The organism is Nocardia sp. NPDC058519, from assembly GCF_042719755.1.
GTDB lineage: Bacteria > Actinomycetota > Actinomycetes > Mycobacteriales > Mycobacteriaceae > Nocardia.
In genome coordinates, this window is sequence record NZ_JBHXNK010000039.1 from 25,615 (window position 1) to 48,315 (window position 22,701).

Genomic DNA, 22,701 nt, shown 5'->3' on the forward strand with positions numbered 1-22,701 from the left:
CACGAAGGACGAGATGATGCGCAGCGGCCCCGGGGCACGCAACTCGATTACTGATGTCGCCGGTGTGCTGGTAGGCCACCACCAGGCGCTCGACGCCGAAGTCACGCTCGGTACCGGCGCCGCGACGGGCTGCACCGTGGTGCGGGTCCCCGGCGGCGCGACCGCCGCGGTCGACGTGCGCGGCGGCGGCCCTGGCACCAGGGAAACCGACCTGCTCGACCCGGCCAACACCGTCCGCCAGCTCGACGCCGTGCTCCTCACCGGCGGTAGCGCGTACGGCCTTGCCGCCGCCGACGGAGTCATGCGCTGGTCGGAGGAACACGGCGAGGGCATTGCGATGGACCCCACCGACCCGAGCCGCGTGGTGCCGATCGTGCCGGGTGCGGTGATCTTCGATCTCCCGGTCGGCGACTGGGGCATCCGGCCCGACGCGGACTTCGGCTATCGCGCGGCCGCGGCGGCGTCGACCGAGTTCGCCAGGGGCACGGCGGGCGCCGGTGTGGGTGCGCGGGCGGGTGCGCTCAAGGGCGGAATCGGTTCGGCGAGTGTGGTTCTCGCGGACGGTCCCGGCGCGGGTGTCACCGTCGGCGCGGTGATCGTGGCCAATCCCGTCGGGTCGGTCGTCGATCCGCGTACCGGATTGCCGTGGGGTGTCGGCACCGACGGGCCCGACTTCTTCGGGCTGCGGCCGGGGACGCCGGCGGAAATCGCCGCGCTGACTGCCATACCGGTGAAGGGCACCGTCTTCAACACCACGATCGGTGTGATCGCCACCGACGCCGCCCTCGACCCGGCGGGTTGCCGGCGCATGGCCGCCACCGGGCACGACGGACTCGCCCGCGCGATCCGGCCCGTGCACTCCCCACTCGACGGCGACACGCTGTTCGCGCTCGCCACCGGGGCGGTCGAGGTCGCACCGCTTCCGCTGCCCGCCGCGTTCCCCGGCGATCTGCTGCTGCTCGACCAGCTGTGCACGGCCGCCGCGGTGGTGGTCGAACGCGCTGTCGTCGACGCCGTGCTCGCCGCGACCTCCATCGCCGCGATCCCGGCCTACCACGATCTGTTCCCGCGCTGATCAAGCGTGGTGCGGGGACCGGAGTGCGCACCCGGCGGAATACCCGAATAGGGTGAGTGGTTGTCGAGGGTTGGTGCTCGACAACGCTCGAGCAGGATGTGGAAAGGGTCGACAAGTGCTGGTGATCAGGGCCGATCTCGTTGACGCGATGGTGGCACACGCCCGCGCCGACCACCCGGACGAGGCCTGCGGCATCATCGCCGGGCCCGAGGGCAGCGACCGTCCCGAACGCTTCGTCGCGATGGTCAACGCCGAACGTTCGCCCACCTTCTACCGGTTCGATTCCGGTGAACAACTGCGCGTGTGGCGCGCGATGGACGACGCCGACGAAGTGCCGGTCGTCATCTACCACTCGCACACCGCCACCGAGGCCTACCCGAGCCGCACCGACATCTCCTACGCCGCCGAACCGGACGCGCACTACGTGCTGGTCTCCACGCGCGATCCGCAGTCCCACGAACTGCGCAGCTACCGCATCGTCGACGGCGAGGTCACCGAAGAACCGGTGCGCATCGTCGATTCCTACTGAACCCGTCCGAGAAAAGCCACCACCCCCGAGGAGTCCCTCATGCCGGTAACCGTGTCCATTCCGACCATCATGCGTGGTATCACCGGAGGTGAGAAGCGAGTGCAGGGCGAGGGCTCGACCCTGTCCGCGCTCATCGCCGACCTCGACGCGAACCACCCGGGGCTGGCCGAGAAGCTGCTCTCCGAGGGCAAGCTCAACCGCTACGTCAACATCTACGTCGACGACGAGGACGTGCGCTTCTCCGGTGGGCTGGAAGCCGAGGTGCCCGCGGGCGCGTCGGTGACCATCCTGCCCGCCGTGGCCGGCGGCGCCTGACACCGTGGCCCGCTACGAATCGCTGATCGCGACGCTGGGTAACACCCCGCTCGTCGGATTGCAGAAACTGTCACCGCAATGGGACGGCGACGATCATGTGCGGCTGTGGGCCAAGCTGGAGGACCGCAATCCCACCGGGTCGATCAAGGACCGTCCCGCGCTGCGGATGATCGAACAGGCCGAGGCGGACGGGCGGCTCACGCCCGGGTGCACGATTCTGGAGCCGACCAGCGGCAATACCGGGATTTCGCTCGCCATGGCGGCCAAGCTCAAGGGTTACCGGATCGTTTGCGTGATGCCGGAGAACACCTCGGTGGAGCGGCGTCAGCTGCTCACGATGTTCGGCGCCGAGATCATCGACTCGCCCGCCGCCGGTGGGTCGAATCAGGCGGTCGCGAAGGCCAAGCAGATCGCGGCGGAGAATCCGGATTGGGTGATGCTGTACCAGTACGGCAATCCGGCCAACGCGCTCGCGCACTATGAGGGAACCGGGCCGGAATTGCTGGCCGATCTGCCGGAGATCACGCATTTCGTCGCGGGGCTCGGTACTACCGGGACCCTGATGGGCACCGGGCGCTACCTGCGCGAACAGGTGCCGGGGATCGAGATCGTGGCCGCTGAACCCCGGTACGGCGAGCTGGTCTATGGCCTGCGCAATATCGACGAGGGGTTCATTCCCGAGCTCTACGACGAGAAGGTGCTCACCACCCGATTCTCGGTCGGGCCCTACGACGCGGTGAAGCGGACGCGCGAGCTGGTCGGCGAGGAGGGAATCTTCGCCGGGATTTCCACCGGGGCGATCCTGCACGCCGCGCTCGGTGTCGCCAAGAAGGCGCAGAAGGCGGGCAAGCGGGCCGATATCGCGTTCGTGGTCGCCGATGGTGGCTGGAAATACTTGTCCACCGGGGCATACGACGGCACGCTGGACGAAGCCGAGGAGAAGCTGGACGGGCAACTCTGGGCCTGACCCGATGTCACCCGGCTTCGGTACGCTCGGATCAACGGGCTGTTCGACGGTCCCTTGCCGGAGTGGAGGCGATGTCGGTGAGCGGTGGGGTGGGTGCCTCGTTCGGTAACGCGAGTCCGGGAACCGGTGCCTCGCGCGGCGGGTCGTGGGTTCGGGCGGCGGTGGCGATTCTGGGCTTCGTAGGAGCCCTGTACGTGATCGAGGGCGTCGATATGGTGCTCTCCCACGACCGGCCGCCCGGGGCGCCCGGCGAACTGGACGCGGCAGGCATCGAGCCGCGTGAGGTAGCGGGGCTCGACGGCATTCTGTGGGCGCCGTTGCTGCACGGCGGGTGGGAACATCTGTTCGCCAACACGCTGCCGTTGCTGGTGCTCGGGTTTCTCGTGTTGCTCTCCGGGCTCGGGCGGGGGATCGCCGCGACAGCCATCATCTGGGTGATCGCCGGCGTCGGCACCTGGCTCACCGGGTCGGCGGGGAGCGTGCACGTCGGAGCGTCGTCGATCGTGTTCGGCTGGCTGACGTATCTGATCTGCCGTGGGTGGTTCGCGCGCAATGTGGGGCAGATCGTGGTGGGGCTGGTGATCCTCGTGTTCTACGGCTCGATGCTGTGGGGCGTGCTGCCGAGCGACCCTCGAATTTCTTGGCAGGGGCATCTTTTCGGGGCGGTGGGTGGAGTGCTCGCGGGCTGGGTACTCTCGTCAGATGAACGTCGACGCCGCCGTGGAGCATCGGTCGGCCGCGCAGTACCAACGCGGTAGCCGGGGATCCGGTCTGGAAATTGGGGGGATCCTGCAGTGAGTACCAGCACGTCGTGGCAGCATGGGGGCATGCGCCTTACCGTCCTCGGGTGCTCGGGCAGTGTGTCCGGCCCGGACTCTCCAGCGTCGGGCTACCTGCTGACGGGCGCTGATATGCGGCCGATTGTCATCGACTTCGGTCCCGGGATCTTCGGCGCGCTGCAGAAGCACATGAACCCGGCCGATGTCGATATCTTCCTCACCCACCTGCACGCGGATCACTGCCTGGATCTGCCCGCACTGCTGGTGTGGCGTCGCTACCACCCGAATCCGCCGACCGGCAAGGCGCTGGTGCGCGGGCCGTCCGACGCGCCGCTGCGGATCGGAAACGCGTCCGCGGAGATCGGGGGCGAGACCGACGATTGGTCCGATGTGATCGACTCGCAGACTTGGGTCGAGAACACGCCGATCCCGTTCGGGCCCGGTCATACGGTGGAAGCTCGGCGGATGTTCCACCCGCCGGAGTCCTACGGGCTGCGGATCACCGCGGCCGACGGCCGGGTCTTCGTCTACACCGGCGACACCGCCATGTGCGATGCCGTTGTCGAGTTATCGCAGGGTGCCGACGTGCTCATGGCTGAGGCGTCGTGGACCCACGATCCGGCCAATCGTCCTGCGGGGATTCATCTTTCGGGCACCGAGGCGGGCGAGATCGCCACTCGTGCCGGGGCCAAGGAGCTGTTGCTGACCCACATCCCGCCGTGGACCGCGCGCGAAGACGTCATCGCGGAGGCCAAGGCGGCCTTCTCGGGACCGGTGCACGCGGTGTCGCCGGGGGAGACCTTCGACCTGTAGTCCCCGAACCCCGACCGGCGGGGCCGCGAACTCGCGCGCGCCGACGCTCCAACTAAGCTGTCCGCTGTGTCTAGACGAGCTGATGGTAGGGCGGATGACGAACTCCGCGACGTGAAGATCACTCGGGGTTTCACCACGCACCCGGCGGGGTCGGTGCTGGTGGAATTCGGGCAGACGCGGGTGATGTGTACCGCGAGCGTCACCGAGGGGGTGCCGCCGTGGCGCCGGGATTCGGGCCTGGGCTGGCTCACCGCGGAGTACGCGATGCTGCCCGCCGCCACGCACACCCGCAGCGGGCGGGAGTCGGTGAAGGGCAAGGTCGGTGGGCGGACGCAGGAGATCAGCAGGCTGATCGGGCGGTCGCTGCGGGCCTGCATCGACCTGGCCGCGCTCGGCGAGAACACGATCGCGCTCGACTGCGATGTGCTGCAGGCCGACGGCGGCACCCGCACCGCCGCGATCACCGGCGCGTACGTGGCGCTCTCGGATGCGGTGACCTATCTGGCCGCCGCGGGCAAACTGGCTGACCCGCAGCCGATTTCGTGCATGATCGCCGCGGTCAGCGTGGGCGTGGTCGATGGGCGCGTTCGCCTCGACCTGCCCTACGAGGAAGACTCGCGCGCCGAGGTCGACATGAACGTGGTCGCCACCGACACCGGAACTCTGGTCGAGATCCAGGGCACCGGCGAGGGCGCGACGTTCCCTCGGTCGACCCTGGACAAGATGCTGGACTCGGCCTTCGCCGGCGCCGAGCAGCTGTTCGCGATCCAGAAAGCGGCACTGGCGCTGCCGTACCCGGGCACCCTGCCCGAGCCGTCCGCGAAGAAGTAGTCGTGGCCGCGCGTGTGCTGGTCGCCAGCCGAAATGCCAAGAAGCTGAAGGAGCTTCGCCGGATTCTCGATGAAGCCGGTGTCGCCGGAGTCGAATTGGTGAGCCTGAACGAGGCGCCGCCCTACGCGGAGGCACCCGAAACCGGCGCCACCTTCGAGGAGAACGCGATCGCGAAGGCGCGTGACGGTGCCGTCGCGACCGGATTGCCGTGCGTGGCGGATGATTCCGGCATCGAAGTGGACGCGCTGAACGGGATGCCCGGGGTGCTGTCGGCCCGTTGGGCAGGCGGCCACGGCGACGACGCGGCGAACAACACCCTGCTGCTCGCCCAGCTCGGCGACGTCCCCGACGACCGCCGCGGCGCCCGCTTCGTCTCCACCTGCGCGCTGGTCCTGCCCGACGGCACCACCACGGTGGTGCGCGGCGAATGGCCGGGCACCATTGCCCGCGAACCTCACGGTGACGGTGGTTTCGGCTACGACCCGCTGTTCCTCCCCGAGGGTGGCACCGGCAGCGCCGCCGAACTCACCCCCGCCGAGAAGGACGCGATCTCCCACCGGGGCCGCGCCCTCACCCAGCTCATCCCCGCCCTGGCCGCCCTGGCCTGAGGTAGAGGCGTACAACGACAGCGCCGCCGCTCCGGATTACCGGGGCGGCGGCGCTTTTCGTCGAGGTCAGAGGCTGTATTGCTGCTTGACGTCTTTGGCGTTGCGGTGTTCGACGAAGAAGGAGAGCAGGGGGATGGTGCCTGCGATGAGCGTGCCGACAGTGCGGCCGATGGGCCAGCGGACCTTCACGGCGAGGTCGGCGGTGACCAGCAGGTAGGCGAAGTACACCCAGCCGTGCACGACCGCGATCCAGCTGGGGGTGTCGACGCCGAAGCCGTACTTGGCGATCATCTCGATGGTGAGCAGCAGCAGCCACAGGCCGGTGACCCAGGCGAGCACGCGGTAGCGCTGCAGGGCGGAGGCGATCTTGGCGATGGGGGCGCTGCCCGCGGCAGGGGCGCTGTCCGCGGGGGCGGCGGTGTCTTTGTCCAGCGACGGTGCGGTGGTGTTGTTGTCGGTCACCCGGCGTTCCTCTCGGGGGTGTGCAAGCCGGCGGTGCGGACCTGCGCATCGATGTCGCTGGCGTGCAGTTGCGCCAGGTACTGGTTGTAGGCGGCTGTTTCCGGGTCGTCGGACGGTGCGGCTTTGGGCCGTTCCGGCAGGATGCCCGCGGGGATCTCGCGCGGCGCCTCGGCTTTGCCCGTGCCCGGCGGGGCGGGCTCGTCGGCCTCGCGTTCCAGTCGCACGAACCGCACATAGGCGAACACCGCGAACGCGGCGAACAGCGGCCACTGCATCGCGTAGCCGAGATTCTGGCCGGTCCCCGACGCCGATTCGAACCGCTCCCACTGCCACCAGGCCAGCGCCAGACAGCCGAGCGCGACGACACAGACCAGCGCGATCAGGGCCGGACGGTTGTACGCCGGGCGGGGAGGTGGAACGGACACGCGCTCCACGGTACCCGCCTACTACAGGCTGCGTAGGAGCAGGTCGCCGCGCTCGGCGCTCACCGCGAGGTCCTGGCGTGGAAGGTCTGGCGGTAGGCGGTGGGGGAGACGCCGATGGTGGTGGCCAGGTGCTGGCGCAGGGATGCCGCGGTGCCGAGGCCCGCGTCGGCGGCGACGCGGTCGATCGGGAGGTCGGTGGCTTCGAGGAGGTGGCGGGCACGGTCGACGCGTTGCTGGGTGAGCCATTGGCCGGGTGGGAGGCCGGTCTCCTCGCGGAAGCGGCGGCAGAAGGTGCGCACGCTCATGCGGGCGTGGGCGGCCAGCTCGGCCAGCGGGAGCGGGCCGTCGAGGTGGGTCAGCGCCCAGGCGCGGGTGGCGGCAGTGGTCGCGGAGGTGGGTTCGGGGATGGGACGGTCGATGAACTGGGCCTGTCCGCCTTCGCGCCAGGGCGGCACGATGCACAGCCGGGCGACGTGATTGGCGACCACGCTGCCGTGGTCGCGGCGCAGCAGGTGCAGGCACGCGTCGATCCCGGCGGCGCTGCCCGCCGCGGTGAGGATGCGTCCTTCGTCGACAAACAGTACGTCAGCATCCATTCTGACCTGGGGGAACCTGCTGCGGAACCGGTCGGCGGCCTTCCAATGTGTGGTCGCTTGTCGGTCGTCGAGCAGGCCGACGGCGGCGAGCGCGAATGCCGCAGTGCAGATCGAAACGATGCGGGTGTCGGGCCTCAGCCGACCCAGTACGCGAGCCAGTCCGGCGGGCATCCACTCGGATTCCGGCGCGTCACACGTGGAGAACGGCGGAATCACGACGGTGTCGGCCTCGTCGAGCGCGCTGCTGTCGTATTCGACGGCGATGGTGAAGTCGGCATTGGTCAACACCGGCGCGCCGTCGAGACTGCAGGTGCGGACGTCGTACAGCGCGGCACCGTCGGTAGCGGTCGCCGAGCCGAAGACTCGGGCCGGTATCCCCAATTCGAACGGATAGACCCCGTTCAGTGCCAGAACCACCACACGATGCATGGCAAGATTCTTGCACATATTGGCGTTCTTGCCACTCGTCGCAGTCGCGCCGACCCGGCATCGTCGTCATCACACAGCCGAATCACTTCGAAACGGCGTGCGAGACAAAGGGAGACGAGCCATGCGGGCAATCGGTCAGGACACCTTCGGCGGGCCCGAGGTCCTGCGCGTGATCGAGGCCGACAAGCCGACTCCGGGACCGGCGGAGGTGTTGATCCGCGTACACGCTGCCAGCGTGAACCCGACCGATTCCTGGCACCGCAGTAGCGGTGGACTGTTCGGCGCGATCATCCCACTCGGCTGGGATGTGTCCGGCGTGGTCGAGGCAGTCGGTCTCGGTGTGACGCTGTTCGCCCCCGGTGACGAGGTGTTCGGCATGCCTCGTTTGCCGCACGCCGCGGGCACCTACGCGGAGTACGTCACCTCGCCGGCGCGCCACCTCGCGCGCAAGCCCGCCAACCTCACTCACACCGAGGCCGCCGCGCTGGCGCTCGTCGCACTCACCGCCTGGCAGGCGCTCGTCGACACCGCCGACGTGCAGCCGGGTCAGCGTGTGTTGATCCATGCCGGCGCTGGCGGGGTCGGCCACGTCGCGGTGCAGATCGCCAAGGCGCGCGGCGCGTACGTCATCGCCACGGCGCGCGCAGACAATCACGACTTCGTCCGTGAACTCGGTGCGGACGAGGTCATCGACTACACGACAACAGATTTCGTAGACGAAGCCCGCGATGTCGACGTGGTCGTCGACACCATCGGCGGCGAATACGGGCCCAGATCCCTGCGGGCCCTTCGCCCGGGCGGCATCGTCGTATCGCTGGCCTCCCCGGCGGAAGCGGCCTTGGTCGAGCACGCCCGCCCGCTCGGAGTGCGTGCCGGGTTCATGATCGTCGAGCCTGACGGGGCGAGCCTGCGCGCCATCGCGGACCTGGTCGAAGCGGGGACGCTGCGACCCCACGTCGAGACCGTCCTGCCGTTGGATCTCGTGAGCAAGGCCCACGAGATCAGCGACAATCAGCGCACCCGCGGCAAGATCGTGCTCTCGGTCGTGGCGTGAATTATCAAAACTTGTAGCTGATCCCGGTCATCCGCTCGGATTCCTCCCACAGCCTGCGCAGCAGTTCCGGATCGCGCGAGATCTTGCTCGACGGGCACGCCTCGACCGGCCCCTGGGACTGCATCCACCTATTGGGGCCCCAATAGGTGGTGGGATCGGCATCGGGTTCGGTCGCCCCGAACAGTGTGGAGTGCGCGGCCTTGGCGGGCGCATGGCCGATGAGCTTGATGAACGGCTTGCTGACCCGATCCAGCGGGGTCTCGGTGCGGGCGAACAGATCCGTCGCCGAGACTCCGGGGTGCACGGCATAGGATTTCTTCGCCGAACCGGCCTCGGTGAGCCTGCGCTGCAGTTCACGGCCGAACATCAGGTTGGCGAGCTTGGCCTGGGCGTAGGCGAGATTGCGCTGGTAGCGACGGTTCTCGTAGTTGAGATCGTCGATCCACAGCTTCGGCGTCTGCTTGTGCGCGATGCTGGCGATCGACACCACCCGGTCGCGGACGCGGTCGAGCAGCAGTCCCGTGAGCGCGAAATGGCCGAGGTGGTTGACGCCGAACTGGGTTTCGAAGCCGTCGGCGGTGCGTGAGAACGGGATGTTCATCAAGCCCGCGTTATTGATCAGCACATCGAATTCGCCCTGCTGGGCGGCGAATTCGCGCACGGAAGCCAGATCGGCCAGATCTAGCGCGGCCACCCGCACGTCGCCGGGGATGGCGTCGGCGATCGGCTGCGCCTTGCTCGCATTGCGGCAGGCCATGATCACGGTGGCGCCCTTACCTGCCAGCACCTTGGTGGTTTCGGCACCGAGGCCGCCGTTGGCCCCGGTGATCACGAACGTGCGCCCGGACTGGTCCGCGATGTCAGTTGGTTTCCATGCCATGCGCCTATCTTACTCTGGAGTAAGATAGGAGGGAAGGGTCACCCCAGCAATCCGGTCAGCGTACGGGCACAGGCGGGTTTGCGCAGTTTGGCCATGGCTTTCGCCTCGATCTGGCGCGCCCGCTCGCGGGAGAAGCCGAGCACCGAACCCACCTCCTCCAGCGTGCGCCCTTCGCCGCGATCGAGGCCGAAACGCAGTCGGATGACGGCGGATTCGCGTTCGGTGAGCGCGGCCAAGGCCGCCTCGACGTAGCCGCCGAGCATCCGATCCGCGACCACATCCGCCGGCGCGGGCGTGGTGTCGGGGAGCAGCGAGCCCAGATCCGTGTCATCGCCGACCGGCGCGTGCAGCGATACCGGCTCGGCTTCGTGCCGCAGCACCGCCTCGACCTGCGCGACGGTGAGCTCGGCGCCCGCGGCCAGTTCCTCCGTCGTGGCCGCGCGCCCCAGCTGATGGGCCAGCTCGCGCCGGACCCGGATCACCCGGTGCAGCACGTCGGCCACATTCGAGGGCAGCCGGATCGTGCGCCCCTGATCGGTGAGCGCGCGACCGATCGACTGCCGGATCCAGTACGTCGCGTAGGTGGAGAGCTTGAGTCCGCGCTCGTGGTCGAACTTCTCCACCGCGCGCATCAGCCCGAGCGTGCCCTCCTGGATCAGATCGAGCAGCGACATCCCGGTGTTGGTCGGGAACCGCCGCGCGATGGAGACGACCAGGCGCAGATTCGCGCGCACCATCTGATCTTTCGCGCGCAGACCGTCGAGTTCGGTGCGGCGCAACAGCTCTCGCCGTGCTGCGGTGAGTTCGACACCGGCTGAATCATTCTCGGCCGCTTCGGCGCGGGCGGCGACACCCGCGGCGATGCGTGCTCCGAGGGCGTATTCCTGCTCGGCGGTCAGCAGGGGAGTGCGGCCGATGGCGGTCAGGTAGTCGCGAATGGGGTCGGTGGTGACGGTCAAGAGAACTCCCGGGGTGTGCGACGAAAAGGGTGGGCCGGTAACCGGTGGGGCGAGTGGATCGCCCCACCGGTCGGGTTGCTCAGCGTCCGGGGATGCGGATCGGACGGCGCACGGTGGTCGAGCGGGTCTGCGCACCGCGGATGGCCGACCCGGCGCCGCTTCGACGCGTGGACGGGAACTGTGCGGCGGTGCGTGCCCGGCGCGGGGTCGGCAGGGTCAGCGGTTCCGGCGCGGAGAGTGCGTCGCGGAATGTCGTGTATCGGGCCATATCGGCTGCTCCTTCATGGGTGGAACGGGTGCTGAGGGGCTCGGCGGCGATATCGGTTCCGTGCGGCATGCGCTGTCTCCTTCGATCGTGTCGCTTGCGGCGACGAGCACAAACTTAGAACGAACCTAAAAATATGTCAAGAACAAATTTAGGACGATTTCAGATACGCTGGTGACATGACGACGCAACCGGGCCTACGGGCGAGGAAGAAGCAGCAGACCAGGGAGCAGATCTCGGACCGGGCGACCGAGCTGTTCCTGGCGCGGGGATTCGACCGGGTGACCATCGCCGAGGTGGCGGCAGCGGCCGACGTCGCCAAGATGACCGTCACCAACTACTTCCCGCGCAAGGAAGACCTCGCCCTCGACCTGGGGGAGATCTACATCGACCAGCTCGCCGCGATCGTGCGCGAACGCGCGCCGGGCCAATCGGCACTGGCCGCGCTGCGCCACGCCTACCTGGCGGCGGTAGCGGCGCAGAGCCAGGTCATCGGCTTCAGCGGAGAGCCGTTCGCGAGAATGATCGCCGACAGCCCCGCGCTGACGGCGCGCGTGCGCGAGTTCCACGACGACCGTCAGACGGCGCTGGCGAAAGCGCTCGCCACGGAGACGGGCGCCGACCCGGGCGATATCACCCCGCGCGTCGCCGCGGCCCAGCTCGCCGGTGTCCAGCGGGTGTTGTTCGACGAGATCACGCGCCGCACGCTCGACGGTGAATCCGCCACCGAGATCGCCGCCGCGCTGACCCGCGATGCCGAGATCGCCTTCGCCGCGCTCGAACCGGGCCTGGGAAGCTACGCCGTGCGCTGAGTGATCGGTGGCGATTGCTGCCGTGTCACTGGGCTCTGGTGCTGGACCCGAAAGCCCATACTGGGGCAATGCCGGATGGTGTTGCTGTAGACAAGCCTGTCGAGCCGATGAGCAAGGCGAAGATCAACATCATCTTCGCGACCGTCGTACTCGGCATGCTCATGGCCGCACTCGACCAGACCATCGTGTCGGCGGCGCTGCCCTCGATCGTCGCCGACCTCGGTAGCGCCGGGCACATGGCCTGGGTGGTGACCGCCTATCTGCTCGCCGAGGCCGTCGCGACCGTGCTCGCGGGCAAACTCGGTGACCTGTTCGGCCGCAAATTGCTGTTCCAGATCAGCGGCATCATCTTCATCGCGGGCTCGGCACTGGCCGGTGTCGCGGGTGGCATGGTGATGCTGATCGTGGCGCGCGGGATCCAGGGCGTCGGCGCGGGCGGGTTGATGGTCACCTCGATGGCGCTGATCGCCGACACCATCCCGCTGCGTGAACGCGGCAAATATCAGGGTGCGCTCGGCGCGGTGTTCGGTGTGACCACCGTCGTCGGGCCCACCCTCGGCGGGCTGTTCACCGACCACGCCAGCTGGCGCTGGTGCTTCTACGTGAATGTGCCGATCGCGATCATCATGGTGGTGATGGCGGCGCGCACGCTGCCGCACCTGCGCGCGGTCGCCCGGCCGGTGATCGACTACCTCGGCATCGGCCTGATCGCGCTCGGGGTCTCGGCGCTGATCCTCGGGCTCGAGTTCGGGGGCAACGAATATCCGTGGGGCTCTTGGCAGATCATCGGTTTGTTCGTGCTCGCCGTGGTGCTGATCACCGGGTTCGTGCTGGTGGAGAACCGGGCGAAGGCGCCGATGCTGCCGATGCGGTTGTTCGGCAGCCGGGTGTTCACGGTGTCGTCGGTGCTCAGTTTCATCGTCGGCTTCGCGATGCTCGGCTCGATGACCTACCTGCCCGCCTACCTGCAGTATGTCGACGGCGCGACGGCGACGATCTCCGGTGTGCGCACGCTGCCGCTGGTGGTCGGGCTGTTCATCACGTCGATCTTCTCCGGTCAGGTCGTCGGAAAGACCGGGCAGTACCGGTACTTCCCGATCGTCGGCATGGCGGTGATGGCGGTGGGTCTGGGCCTGATGTCGACGATGGGGTACGACACGAGCATCTGGCTGGAATCGCTGTACATGCTGATTCTCGGCGCCGGGCTCGGCTTGTCGATGCAGGTGCTCACCATCGTCGTGCAGAACACCGTGCCCTACGCCGATCTCGGCACCGCTACCTCGGGCGTCACCTTCTTCCGCACCCTCGGCAGCGCGTTCGGCACCGCGGTCTTCGGCACGCTCTACACCAACCAGAGCACGACCGCGCTGGAGAACGCGTTGAGACAGACGCCGGGCGTCTCGCCCGAGGTGGCGGCGAATCCGAAGCTGCTGCGGGAGCTGCCCCACGAGCAGGCGGCGCCCATCGTCGACGCCTACGCGCAGTCGATCGACCACGTGTTCCGCTGGGTCGTTCCGGTGGCACTGGTCGGCTTCGTCGTCGCCTGGTTCCTGCCGCAGGTGCGGCTGCGTGACAGCGCCCGCCACGGTGCCGGCGACGTCGGCGAGGGCTTCTCGGTGCCCGATTCGCACGACCGGGTGGTGCAGCTCGAACGTGCGGTCGCCACGACGGTGCGCAAGGCCAGAGCGGAGAAACCGCTCATCCCCGAGCTCATCGCGGCCTCGGACAGCACCCTGACCCCGGACGCGGCGTGGGCGCTGGGGCAGGTGTACCTCTACGCCAAGGAAGGCGCTCCGGCCACGGTGTACGCCATCGCCTACCGGCACCGGCTGCCGGTGGAGGTGCTTTCGCCGGTCTTCCGCCAAGCCGCCGACGCGGGTCTGCTGCGCGAAGACGCGGGCACCCTCACGCTGACCGGTGACGGTAGCGCCGAGGTCGACAAGCTGCGAGCGGGCTGGCGGCGCTGGCTCGGCGACCGCCTCGACGACTGGAATTCCGAGGATCCGGTGGACCGCGCGCTGCTCGACGAGGCGCTGTCGAAGATCGCGGCGAAGCTGCTCGATCAGGGCGCTGATAGCAGCGAGGTATCGAAGGTCTGAATTCGGCTGTCCACTCCGCTGGACAAACCTTGCCCGCCAAATACTCGTAGACGTATATTCGTAGACGAGTAAGGAGGCAGTGATGGCTACGAAGCGCAAAGTGAACAACCTGCTGGCGCTCGCCGTGCTCTCGGTGATCGTGCAGCGTCCGATGCATCGCTACGAGATCGCCGCCACCCTGCGCGCCCACGGCAAAGACCGCGACATGGACATCAAGTGGGGCTCGCTCTACACCGTCGTGCAGAACATGGAGAAAGCCGGATTCCTCGAGGTGATCGGCAGCGAACGCGACGGCGCTCGCCCCGAGCGGGTGATCTACCGGATCACCGACGCTGGCCGCGCCGAGATGGCGGACTGGACCCGCGAACTGCTCGCCGCGCCCGAGCCCGAACATCACCGGTTCACCGCGGGCCTGTCGATCCTGGCGGTGCTGCCACCGGACGAGGTGGTCGTCCTGCTCGGCACGCGGATCGCGGCGTTGGAGCAGACCATCGCGACCACTAGGTCCGAGCTGGCCGAACTGACGCTGCCCCGCCTGTTCCTGGTCGAATCCGAATTCGGCCTGGCGATGCTGGAAGCCGAGGCGAACTGGGCGCGCTCCCTGCGCGACGAACTCGCCGCGGGCACCTTCGAGGGCCTCGAGCTCTGGCGGCAGTGGCATGTCGACGGCATGCCCGCCGAGCAGATTCCCGAACTCGGCGAGAGGGGGAACGACTAGCTCCGCCAAGACCCCGGACCCGGTGGTGTGCGGCAACACCCCACCGAGCCCGAGAAACCGTCCCGAAACCAGGCGCACCCGGCCACGAGGCTGGCAACCACAGGATAGCTGGGTGGCGCTGACACAGATCTGGAGATCACCCATGTCCACCACCCGTTCCGCATTGATCATCGGCGGCGGCATCGCCGGACCCGTCGCCGCCACCGCCCTGCGTATGGCAGGCATCGACGCCCACGTCTACGAGGCCTATTCCGGTCCGTCCGAGGGCATCGGCTCCGGGCTCGCGCTGGCACCCAACGGTGTCGCGGCGCTCGACATCATCGGCGCCGGTGACGCGGTGCGCGAGATCGCCCTGCCGGTCGCGCAGATGCGACTGCGCGTCGGCGGTCGCGAACACGTCCTGCCGGTCCTGGCCGACCAGCCGCCGCTACAGGCGGTCGATCGCGGCGAATTGCACCGCGCCCTGCACGATCACGCGGTCGCCGCGGGCGTGCCGTTCAGCTACGACAAGCGGCTGACGCGGGTCGACGAACACCCCGACGGCGTCACCGCGCACTTCGCCGACGGCTCCACCGCGACCGCCGACGTCCTCGTCGGAGCCGACGGAATCCGTTCCACCGTACGAAGTTTGATCGACCCGGCCGCGCCGGGACCCGACTTCACCGGAATGCTCGGCTTCGGTGCCCTGGTCGAATCCGACCTCGACCTGCCCGACGACACCATGGTGTTCGCCTTCGGCGCCAAGGCCTACTACCTGTACTGGAAGCTGGCCGACGGTCGCGTGGCGTGGGGTGCGAATCTGCCGAGCAAGCAATACCTTTCGCTCACCGAGGCACGTGCCGTGCCCGCGCAGCACTGGCTGGAGGTACTGCGCGAGACCTACGCCCCCGACTCGCCCGGCGCCGAATTCGCCCGCCGCACCACGGCGCAGAACCTCGAGATCACCGGCGCCCTGCACATCATGCCGCCGGTGCCGCACTGGTATCGCGACCGCATGGTGCTGGTCGGTGACTCGGTGCACGCACCGTCGAACAGCTCGGGACAGGGTGCGTCACTGGCGATCGAGAGCGCCGTGCAGCTGGCGCGCTGCCTGCGCGATATCGCCTCGCCCACCGAGGCTTTCGCGGGCTACGAGCAGTTGCGCCGGGCCCGGGTGGAAGGCATCGCGGCTCGCGCGGCCAAGATCAACCACAGCAAGACTCCTGGCCCGTTCGCCCGCAAGATGATGAACGCGATGATGCCGCTCATGGTCAAAACGGTGATGAACCCGGAGAAGACCATGGGTGCCGAACGGCGTTACCGCATCGATTGGAACGCGCCGGTGCAGGACGAATTCGCCACTGTCGCAGGCTGATCCGGCCGCCCTCGGTCGTTGCTCAGCTGCGACCGAGGGCTTGCCGCGTTCGCCCGGAGCGAGCTCTCCGGCGCGATCAGCGACGGGTCGCGCGCAGCGCCAGAATGCGGGCGGTTTCCGCGTCGGCGGGCAGGAACGCCTCGAGGTGAAGTTCGGCGATGGTGACATCGGCGGCGGTCGCGAAGGAGGTGAGGGTGGTGATCAGGCGGAGGTCGCCGTCTGGGGTGTGCAGGTGAAGGGGGAACGTGGTCGGGTCCAGGGCACGGGGCGGGGAGGTAGCCGGCCAGCTCGGCGACGAGCTGGCCGAGGGCTGGATCGGGGTGTGCGCGGCGTGGTGTGACCTGCCCTGCTCGAGGAAGCTCAGATAGCGCTGACTCGTTTCGGCCCGAATCGCCAGGTCGAGCTGGCTGACCCGGCGCAGTGTGCGCCAGCGGCGCAGTTGCGGGCCGAACCCGGGTGCCGGCGGCGCGGTCGTCATGATCAGAGTCAACCGCGTCGACGACCGCCGCCATTCCCGTCAGGAATCAGCTGTCGTCAGTTCGGCGCCATCCGCCCATACCCTGCGGGAATCGGCTGCCGTGAGCTCCGGCGCGGGAATCGGCGACCGGATCACCGCGAGCTACTTCGTCCATTGGGTCGACGGTCCGCAAACCCTCGCCACCGCCGCCGAACAGTACGGCGCAAACTACAACGGATTTCTCGCCACTTACATACTCATCGAAGAGGATTCGATCGTGCACGTGCCTGCGCATCTCACCGATGCGGAGGCGGCGACCCTGAGTTGCGCGGGCCTGGTCGCCTGGTCGGCGCTAGCCCGCACCGGGTACAACACTGCCGGACAACCCGTTCGGTTCCTCCTACCTGGCCATCCGGCGCATCGCGGTCGGCAGCCGCGCCGGTTTCGAGGCGATGAACCGGGTGATCACCGAGCACCGCCTGCGCCCGGTGATCGACCGCGAATTCGATGTCGACAAGGCCACCGACGCCTACGACTACCTGCGTTCGGGCGCGTCGTTCGGCAAGGTGGTGATCGCGGTGGGCTGAGGGCACAGCACGCGGGTGAACACGGTGACACACAGGACGAGCCACAGCAGCCCGATGATCCAGCCCGCGAGCACATCGGTGGTCCAGTGCACGCCGAGGTAGATGCGCGACAACCCGACGGCGACGGGAAAGGCGACCGCGAGGACGGTCGCGGCCGTCCGGAGCCAGTGCTTGGTGATCTGGGGAACCAGGACGATCGCCACGATGCCGACGACCACCGTGGAGCCGAGCGTGTGCCCCGACGGATAGGACAGGCTTGGCTCGAACACCAGCCGCGACGTCTCCGGCGGCCGATGGCGCCCGACGAGACGTTTGATCACCCACACCAGCACGCCCGCCCCCAGCGACGTGATCGCGACCAGGGCGGCCACCGGCAGATTGCGCCGCAGCGCGAACCAGCCGACGGTGAGCGCCGCCAGAATCGTCATCGACAGCGTGTCGCCCAGGTCGGTGATCACCGTGGCGATGCCGGTGAGCGGTTCGCCGCGGTGCGCGATCATCCAGTCGAGTACCGCGGTATCCATCGCGCTGATGCCGCTGGTGACCTGCCAGGTGAGGGCGGTGATCAGCACCGCCGCGGTCGCGATCAGAGCTGCCACGATCGGCGTCCGGCGGCACAGCGAGGTCCAGGCGACGTCAGGGGGCGGAGGCTGTCGATAGGCAGTCGGCATAGCTACCAGATTGCCAGCTCGAGCCTCAGGCTTCGAAGACGACCGTGTTCCCGGCGACGTCGCGGGTGCCCGCGACCTTCTTGATCGCCTTCACGAGGTCGGCGACGCAGTCCCAGGTGCGGGGAGGTTCGCAGTCGATATTGCCGATCGTGTACCAGGTATCGGTGCCGCGATAGCGGACGAGGCCCTTGCCCGCGTCGTCGAGCATGACATCGAGCTCGCCGGACACCGTCCCTTCCTCTTCGGTCATGACTGCGCTCTCGGCGGTGATCTCGATGTGTTCGCTTATTTGAACTCTCCTCGGCGGAGGCAGTCATCGACTGCGGTGCGCAACGCGGTGTGCTCGGCGGTATCAACGGTCAAGGCGTATTTTACCTTCACCTTGACGTAGTGCTCGACATAGGCACACCGGAAGTTGCCCGGCGGCAAGTAGTTCGCGGGATCCTGATCACCCTTGGATCGGTTGGCCGACGGGTCGGCGGCGACCAGATTCATCGAGTCGTTGGCGATGCGGCGGCGGGTGTCCTCGTCGCGGTCGGCGGCACCGGATCGCCACGCTTCGGCAAGGGCCACAATGTGTTCGGCGTCGACCTTGGACGGATCGGTGATGAACTTGTAGGGCCCGAGTTCGCCGGTCTTCTTGTCGATGAAGCCGTAGTGGTCCTGCCAGCCGCCGCCGGCCGCCACCTTCAGGTCGCAGGTCTTGGCGTCGAGGGTGACCTTGCCGTTGGCGTCGCGCAGCATCATCACTTCGCGGCTGGTGCATTTCGCGTACTGGGCCAGGTCGCCGGTGAAGCCGTGCTCGGGCTTGTTGGTGTCCCAGTGCGGGAACTTCTCGCGCGTGTAGCCCGTCATCGGGCCTTCCTTCGCGACGACGAGGGTGGCGACCAGGTCGCCGACTTCCTTGCCCGACACCGTCGCCGCGCCCGCGGCGGCAGGCCCCGGACTCACCTTGTCCAGCAACGAGTTCGAACAGGCGACCACCACGGCCAGGCATACCGCCGCGGCGAGGGCGAGCAGGGCTCGCCCCAGGGGAGAACCGCTGACCGAAGACCACTTCATGCCCGTACCACCCAGATGATTCGTCGAAAATGAACCGGCACAACCTAACGGCCGCACCGGGTGTCGTCAGTGATTGTCCGCTATGAGGTTCCGCACTCCGCAGCGCGGACCGGTTGCGGCTCAATAGCGTTCGTCTATCGACGGAGGTGACCGGTTGCTCCCGCGCGCAAACCGATGGTGATGAATATCACAATCGATCAGTCGGACAGCGATCCCGATTCCGGCGGAATTCCGGTGTCCAGGAACCGGATCAGCCGTGCGATGCGGGCGGCATGGTCGACGCAACGCTGGAACTGACTGCCGAGCAACGCCATATCGATCGCGGCCTCGGTGCTCACGTCGGCATCGGTGAGCGCGGTGCGCAATTGCTTGCACAGCGTCTCCATCGCCTCGTTGTCGCTGCCGTCGTCGGCGGCGAACCGGCCGCTGGCCACCGACGCGCTCACGCGCCCGACGCAGTCGGCCGCGAGCGTGCCCATCGACACCAGTTCGGTGATCACCGATACCGGCGCGACCACACCCGGATGCGCCCGATATACGTACTGCCCAGCGGTTTCGGTGCGCCGGCCGATCCGCGACAGCTCACCCGCGACCTGAATCGCGGTCACCACATGACGCAGATCGCGCGCGACCGGCGCCTGCAACGCGAGCAGTGCCATGGTGCGGGATTCGCAGGCGGCGAACATCAGCTGTAGCCGCTCGTCGAGCGCGAACACCTCATAGGTGGCGGTGAGGTCGGCGCCGGCCAGCGCAGCGGTGACCCGCTCGGTCGCGTCATGAGCGACGCGCGACATCAGGGTGAGATCGTTGGCCAAAGCGACGAGCTCGAGGGTGAACTGGGTCCGCACGCGCTGAATTGTTCCCCATCGAGTGGGTGTGAGTGAATCCATCGCCGAGATCCATCCGGCGACGGATCCGGGTGCGCCCGGCCGTAGCTGGAAGGATGGGGGCCATGATTGCCGCGTTGACGACTAAATGGACCATGTACGTGCCCATCCTCGCCGCGCTCGTACTCGTACTCAGCTGGGGTCGTTCGGTACCGGGATTGATTGTCGTGCTGGTGAGTGTCGCTCTGGTCGGCGCGGTGCTGGCGGCGGTCTATCACGCCGAGGTCGTGGCCCACCGGGTCGGCGAACCCTACGGTTCGCTGGTGCTCGCGGTGGCGGTGACCGTGATCGAGGTGGCCCTGATCGTCACGATGATGATCTCCGGCGGCGACAAGGCGGCGTCGCTGGCCCGCGACACCGTGTTCGCCGCGGTGATGATCACCTGCAACGGCATCTTCGGATTGGTGCTGCTCGTCGGTGCGTTGCGCAGGCGGGTCGCGGTGTTCAACGCGGAAGGCACCGGTGCGGCGCTGGCCACGGTCGCGACCCTGGCCACTCTGAGTCTGGTGCTGCCGACCTTCACCACCAGTGCGCCCGGCCCGGAGTTCTCGCCCGCGCAGCTCGCCTTCGCCGCCGTCGCCTCGCTGGCGCTCTACGGCCTGTTCGTGATGGTGCAGACGGTGCGTCACCCCGACGATTTCCTCCCGGTGGAGGACGGCGGCGCGGTCGACGACAGCGACGCCAACACCCACGCACCGTCCAACCGGGCCGCGCTGATCAGTCTCGGCATGCTGGTGCTGGCTCTGGTCTGCGTGGTCGGCCTGGCCAAGGTCGTCTCGCCCGCGCTCGAGTCGGCGATCGCCTCGGCCGGATTACCGCCGTCGGCGGTGGGTGTGGTGATCGCGATGCTGGTGCTGTTGCCCGAGACCATCGCCGCGGTGAACTCGGCGCGCCGCAACCAGGTGCAGATCGGGCTGAACCTGGCGCTCGGTTCGGCGATGGCCAGTATCGGCCTGACCATTCCGGTGATCGCGATCGCGACCATCTGGCTCAGTGGTCCGCTGGTGCTCGGTCTCGGCGCCACCCAGATGGTGTTGCTCGCGCTGACCGTCGTGGTCGGCACGCTGACGATCGTTCCGGGTCGCGCGACCTTGCTGCACAGTGGCGTTCACCTGGCGTTGTTCGCGGCTTTTGTGTTCCTCGCCGCTAGCCCGTAGCTGGAGTGTTGCGGATCACATGGCGTGTAGATCTGTCATGGAAACCGCGAAATAGCGACGAGGGTCACCCACTGGAAATTTTGTTGTGACGCAGAGTACCGGTTAGCTTGCTGGAGTTGGCAAAGACGCCGAAGCCAGAGAGTGCGGTATGAAAATCACCAAGCCCCGTGCTTCACGAGCGGCCCGGAGGCATCCCTGATGTCTGTCGATCTGCACTCCGCGAAGCCGGATTCCGCTACCCAGATCGTCCGCAAGAACTTCACCGACACCGTCGTGTCGTCGCTGCGGACCTTCGGGCGTGCGGTCGATCTCGCACAGCAATCGGTCGGCGGCTCGTTCTCCGACATCGCCCGCAGGCAGTTCCAGTGGCGTGAGACCCTCGTGCAGGCCTGGCGCCTGATCACGGTCACCGCCATTCCCGCGGTCCTGATGGCGATCCCGTTCGGCGTGATCGTCTCGGTCCAGGTCGGCAACCTGATCCACAGCCTCGGCGCCGACTCCATGCTCGGCGCGACCGGCGGCCTCGGCGTGATCAAGCAGGGCGCGCCCATCGCCACCGGCTTCCTGCTCGGCGGTGCGGGGGCGGCGGCGATCGCGGCCGACCTCGGCGCGCGCACCATCCGCGAGGAGATCGACGCGCTCAACACCATGGGTATCAACCCGGTGCACCGGCTCGTCATCCCGCGCATGGTCGCGATGCTGATCGTGGCCCCGATGCTCAATGTGCTCATCATCTTCGTCGGCGTGCTGGCCGGTTACGCGGTCGCCGTCGGCGGTCAGGGCGTGACGCCGGGCAGCTACTGGTCGACCTTCGGTTCGTTCGCGACCACCGCCGACGTGTGGGTGTCGCTGCTCAAGGCACTGATCTTCGGCTTCCTGGTCGTGATCATCTCGTGCCAGCGCGGACTGGAAGCCAAGGGCGGACCGCGCGGTGTGGCCGACGCGGTGAACGCGGCGGTGGTGCTCTCGGTGGTCTCGATCGCGATCGTGAACCTGCTGGCCAGCCAGATCAGCGCCATGTTCCTGCCGACGAAGCTGGCGTGATGGCTGCCTCTTCGTATATCCCCACCTCGCTGCACTGGCTGCGCAAGCCCGCCCGCATCGGCAAGCGGTTCGTCTCCGCCGGTGAGTCACTCGGCTTCGTGGCGGTGTTCGTCTGGCAGGTGCTGTCCTCGGTACCGCTGACGCTGCGCCGCTACCGCGAGGAAACGCTGCGCGCGGTCACCGATATGACCTGGGGCCGCGGGTCGATCATCGTCGGCGGCGGCACCGTCCCGATGATGATCGTGCTCGGCCTGGTGATGGGCGCCTCGGTGGGCGTCGAATCGTTCGCCACGCTCGACATGCTCGGCATGGGCCCGGTCTCCGGCGTGATCTCGGCCTACGCCACCACCCGTGAGCTGGCTCCGATCGCCGCCGCCATCGGCTTCGCCGCGCAGGCGGGTTGCCGGATCACCGCCGAGATCGGCGCGATGCGCATCTCCGAGGAGATCGACGCGATCGAGGCGCTCGGCCTGCGTTCGGTGCCGTTCGTCGTCACCACCCGCGTGATCGCGGGCGCCATCGCTATCGTGCCCACCTTCCTGATCGCGCTGATCCTGTCCTACGGCGCCTGCCGCGGGCTGCTCACGATGGTCTACGGGCAGTCCGCCGGTGTGTACGACCACTACTTCTTCCAGTTCGTCACCGGCTTCGACGTGATCGCCGCGGTGGTCAAGGTGGCGGTGTTCGGCACGGTCGTGATCCTGGTGCACAGCTATTTCGGGTTCTTCGCCACCGGCGGACCCGAGGGCGTCGGCATCGCCTCGGGTCGCGCGGTGCGCGCCAGCTCGGTGGCCATCATCGCCATCGACATGGTGCTCTCGATCGCGCTGTGGGGCTTCAACTCGGCGATCAGTTTTACGGGGTGA

At 68.0% G+C, this 22,701-nt stretch carries 28 protein-coding genes; 17 read left to right on the top strand and 11 right to left on the bottom strand.

From position 1 onward, the window contains the following. The first annotated feature begins 13 nt into the window (after positions 1 to 13). From ACFWPK_RS30455 to rdgB, 8 genes are all read left to right on the top strand, one after another. Entirely contained in the window at positions 14 to 1,075 is a 1,062-nt protein-coding gene (locus ACFWPK_RS30455; RefSeq protein ID WP_378921637.1) for a P1 family peptidase, read from the top strand. Between the two features lie 115 nt (positions 1,076 to 1,190). After that, positions 1,191 to 1,604 carry a Mov34/MPN/PAD-1 family protein gene (locus ACFWPK_RS30460; protein WP_378921639.1) on the top strand — a complete coding sequence of 138 codons (414 nt, stop codon included), beginning with the start codon at positions 1,191 to 1,193 and terminating at the stop codon, positions 1,602 to 1,604. A gap of 39 nt (positions 1,605 to 1,643) precedes the next feature. After that, a complete protein-coding gene (locus tag ACFWPK_RS30465) occupies positions 1,644 to 1,919 on the top strand; it encodes a MoaD/ThiS family protein (protein WP_378921641.1) in 276 nt (91 codons plus the stop codon). A 4-nt stretch (positions 1,920 to 1,923) separates the two neighbouring features. Next, positions 1,924 to 2,886 (top strand): PLP-dependent cysteine synthase family protein, encoded by a 963-nt coding sequence (locus ACFWPK_RS30470; RefSeq protein ID WP_378921643.1) that lies wholly within the window; start codon positions 1,924 to 1,926, stop codon positions 2,884 to 2,886. 71 nt (positions 2,887 to 2,957) lie between these two features. Continuing rightward, complete coding sequence (locus tag ACFWPK_RS30475) at positions 2,958 to 3,644, top strand: rhomboid family intramembrane serine protease (protein ID WP_378921645.1); 687 nt, start codon at positions 2,958 to 2,960, stop codon at positions 3,642 to 3,644. Between the two features lie 69 nt (positions 3,645 to 3,713). Next, a complete protein-coding gene (locus ACFWPK_RS30480) occupies positions 3,714 to 4,478 on the top strand; it encodes a cyclic nucleotide-degrading phosphodiesterase (RefSeq protein ID WP_378921647.1) in 765 nt (254 codons plus the stop codon). A gap of 66 nt (positions 4,479 to 4,544) precedes the next feature. Further along, positions 4,545 to 5,309 (top strand): ribonuclease PH, encoded by a 765-nt coding sequence (rph, locus tag ACFWPK_RS30485; protein WP_378638916.1) that lies wholly within the window; start codon positions 4,545 to 4,547, stop codon positions 5,307 to 5,309. A gap of 2 nt (positions 5,310 to 5,311) precedes the next feature. Next, on the top strand, positions 5,312 to 5,917 hold the full coding sequence (rdgB, locus tag ACFWPK_RS30490) for an RdgB/HAM1 family non-canonical purine NTP pyrophosphatase (RefSeq protein ID WP_378921649.1): 606 nt from the start codon (positions 5,312 to 5,314) through the stop codon (positions 5,915 to 5,917). A 66-nt stretch (positions 5,918 to 5,983) separates the two neighbouring features. Here the strand turns inward: rdgB and ACFWPK_RS30495 are convergent, their stop codons facing one another. The 3 genes from ACFWPK_RS30495 to ACFWPK_RS30505 form a co-directional block, all read right to left on the bottom strand. Beyond that, the gene (locus tag ACFWPK_RS30495) at positions 5,984 to 6,292 is read right to left on the bottom strand and encodes a DUF3817 domain-containing protein (protein WP_378921713.1); all 309 of its coding nucleotides are present in this window, start codon (positions 6,290 to 6,292) and stop codon (positions 5,984 to 5,986) included. Between the two features lie 83 nt (positions 6,293 to 6,375). Next, positions 6,376 to 6,804: a transcriptional regulator gene (locus ACFWPK_RS30500; protein ID WP_378921651.1), complete on the bottom strand. Its 429-nt coding sequence runs from the start codon at positions 6,802 to 6,804 to the stop codon at positions 6,376 to 6,378. 59 nt (positions 6,805 to 6,863) lie between these two features. After that, complete coding sequence (locus ACFWPK_RS30505) at positions 6,864 to 7,829, bottom strand: GlxA family transcriptional regulator (protein WP_378921653.1); 966 nt, start codon at positions 7,827 to 7,829, stop codon at positions 6,864 to 6,866. Positions 7,830 to 7,950: 121 nt separating this feature from the next. On the opposite strand from ACFWPK_RS30505, the gene ACFWPK_RS30510 reads away from it, so the two are divergent. After that, positions 7,951 to 8,883, top strand: a complete 933-nt coding sequence (locus ACFWPK_RS30510; protein ID WP_378921656.1) for an NADP-dependent oxidoreductase — start codon at positions 7,951 to 7,953, stop codon at positions 8,881 to 8,883. A gap of 4 nt (positions 8,884 to 8,887) precedes the next feature. Here the strand turns inward: ACFWPK_RS30510 and ACFWPK_RS30515 are convergent, their stop codons facing one another. The 3 genes from ACFWPK_RS30515 to ACFWPK_RS30525 form a co-directional block, all read right to left on the bottom strand. Further along, entirely contained in the window at positions 8,888 to 9,763 is an 876-nt protein-coding gene (locus ACFWPK_RS30515) for an oxidoreductase (RefSeq protein WP_378921658.1), read from the bottom strand. Between the two features lie 38 nt (positions 9,764 to 9,801). Continuing rightward, positions 9,802 to 10,722 carry an RNA polymerase sigma factor RpoD/SigA gene (locus ACFWPK_RS30520; RefSeq protein ID WP_378921659.1) on the bottom strand — a complete coding sequence of 307 codons (921 nt, stop codon included), beginning with the start codon at positions 10,720 to 10,722 and terminating at the stop codon, positions 9,802 to 9,804. 79 nt (positions 10,723 to 10,801) lie between these two features. Next, on the bottom strand, positions 10,802 to 11,059 hold the full coding sequence (locus tag ACFWPK_RS30525; protein ID WP_378921661.1) for a hypothetical protein: 258 nt from the start codon (positions 11,057 to 11,059) through the stop codon (positions 10,802 to 10,804). A gap of 107 nt (positions 11,060 to 11,166) precedes the next feature. On the opposite strand from ACFWPK_RS30525, the gene ACFWPK_RS30530 reads away from it, so the two are divergent. From ACFWPK_RS30530 to ACFWPK_RS30545, 4 genes are all read left to right on the top strand, one after another. Then, the gene (locus tag ACFWPK_RS30530) at positions 11,167 to 11,799 is read left to right on the top strand and encodes a TetR/AcrR family transcriptional regulator (protein ID WP_378921663.1); all 633 of its coding nucleotides are present in this window, start codon (positions 11,167 to 11,169) and stop codon (positions 11,797 to 11,799) included. A 68-nt stretch (positions 11,800 to 11,867) separates the two neighbouring features. Next, positions 11,868 to 13,898 carry an MDR family MFS transporter gene (locus ACFWPK_RS30535; protein ID WP_378921665.1) on the top strand — a complete coding sequence of 677 codons (2,031 nt, stop codon included), beginning with the start codon at positions 11,868 to 11,870 and terminating at the stop codon, positions 13,896 to 13,898. Positions 13,899 to 13,980: 82 nt separating this feature from the next. After that, positions 13,981 to 14,616, top strand: a complete 636-nt coding sequence (locus ACFWPK_RS30540; RefSeq protein ID WP_378921667.1) for a PadR family transcriptional regulator — start codon at positions 13,981 to 13,983, stop codon at positions 14,614 to 14,616. Positions 14,617 to 14,758: 142 nt separating this feature from the next. After that, on the top strand, positions 14,759 to 15,970 hold the full coding sequence (locus ACFWPK_RS30545) for an FAD-dependent oxidoreductase (protein ID WP_378921669.1): 1,212 nt from the start codon (positions 14,759 to 14,761) through the stop codon (positions 15,968 to 15,970). Positions 15,971 to 16,046: 76 nt separating this feature from the next. Here ACFWPK_RS30545 and ACFWPK_RS30550 read toward each other — a convergent pair whose 3' ends face one another. Continuing rightward, the gene (locus ACFWPK_RS30550; RefSeq protein ID WP_378921671.1) at positions 16,047 to 16,448 is read right to left on the bottom strand and encodes a helix-turn-helix domain-containing protein; all 402 of its coding nucleotides are present in this window, start codon (positions 16,446 to 16,448) and stop codon (positions 16,047 to 16,049) included. A 431-nt stretch (positions 16,449 to 16,879) separates the two neighbouring features. Here ACFWPK_RS30550 and ACFWPK_RS30555 point away from each other — a divergent pair, with 431 nt between their 5' ends. Beyond that, positions 16,880 to 17,014, top strand: coding sequence for a zinc-binding dehydrogenase (locus tag ACFWPK_RS30555; protein ID WP_378921673.1), 135 nt, complete (start codon positions 16,880 to 16,882; stop codon positions 17,012 to 17,014). Here the strand turns inward: ACFWPK_RS30555 and ACFWPK_RS30560 are convergent. From ACFWPK_RS30560 to ACFWPK_RS30575, 4 genes are all read right to left on the bottom strand, one after another. Continuing rightward, positions 16,963 to 17,685 carry a phosphatase PAP2 family protein gene (locus ACFWPK_RS30560; protein WP_378921675.1) on the bottom strand — a complete coding sequence of 241 codons (723 nt, stop codon included), beginning with the start codon at positions 17,683 to 17,685 and terminating at the stop codon, positions 16,963 to 16,965. The genes ACFWPK_RS30555 and ACFWPK_RS30560 overlap by 52 nt on opposite strands. Positions 17,686 to 17,710: 25 nt before the next feature. Next, positions 17,711 to 17,935: a hypothetical protein gene (locus ACFWPK_RS30565; RefSeq protein WP_378921676.1), complete on the bottom strand. Its 225-nt coding sequence runs from the start codon at positions 17,933 to 17,935 to the stop codon at positions 17,711 to 17,713. A gap of 35 nt (positions 17,936 to 17,970) precedes the next feature. Continuing rightward, on the bottom strand, positions 17,971 to 18,747 hold the full coding sequence (locus tag ACFWPK_RS30570) for an HNH endonuclease family protein (protein WP_378921678.1): 777 nt from the start codon (positions 18,745 to 18,747) through the stop codon (positions 17,971 to 17,973). Between the two features lie 197 nt (positions 18,748 to 18,944). Next, positions 18,945 to 19,595 (bottom strand): phosphate uptake regulator PhoU, encoded by a 651-nt coding sequence (locus ACFWPK_RS30575; protein WP_378921680.1) that lies wholly within the window; start codon positions 19,593 to 19,595, stop codon positions 18,945 to 18,947. A gap of 104 nt (positions 19,596 to 19,699) precedes the next feature. Between ACFWPK_RS30575 and ACFWPK_RS30580 the strand changes: the two genes are divergently transcribed. The 3 genes from ACFWPK_RS30580 (at position 19,700) to ACFWPK_RS30590 (ending at position 22,701) form a co-directional block, all read left to right on the top strand. Next, positions 19,700 to 20,791, top strand: a complete 1,092-nt coding sequence (locus ACFWPK_RS30580) for a calcium:proton antiporter (protein WP_378921681.1) — start codon at positions 19,700 to 19,702, stop codon at positions 20,789 to 20,791. A 198-nt stretch (positions 20,792 to 20,989) separates the two neighbouring features. Beyond that, positions 20,990 to 21,835 carry an MlaE family ABC transporter permease gene (locus ACFWPK_RS30585; protein WP_378921683.1) on the top strand — a complete coding sequence of 282 codons (846 nt, stop codon included), beginning with the start codon at positions 20,990 to 20,992 and terminating at the stop codon, positions 21,833 to 21,835. Then, positions 21,835 to 22,701: an MlaE family ABC transporter permease gene (locus tag ACFWPK_RS30590; RefSeq protein WP_378921685.1), complete on the top strand. Its 867-nt coding sequence runs from the start codon at positions 21,835 to 21,837 to the stop codon at positions 22,699 to 22,701. The genes ACFWPK_RS30585 and ACFWPK_RS30590 overlap by 1 nt, the downstream gene beginning before the upstream one ends.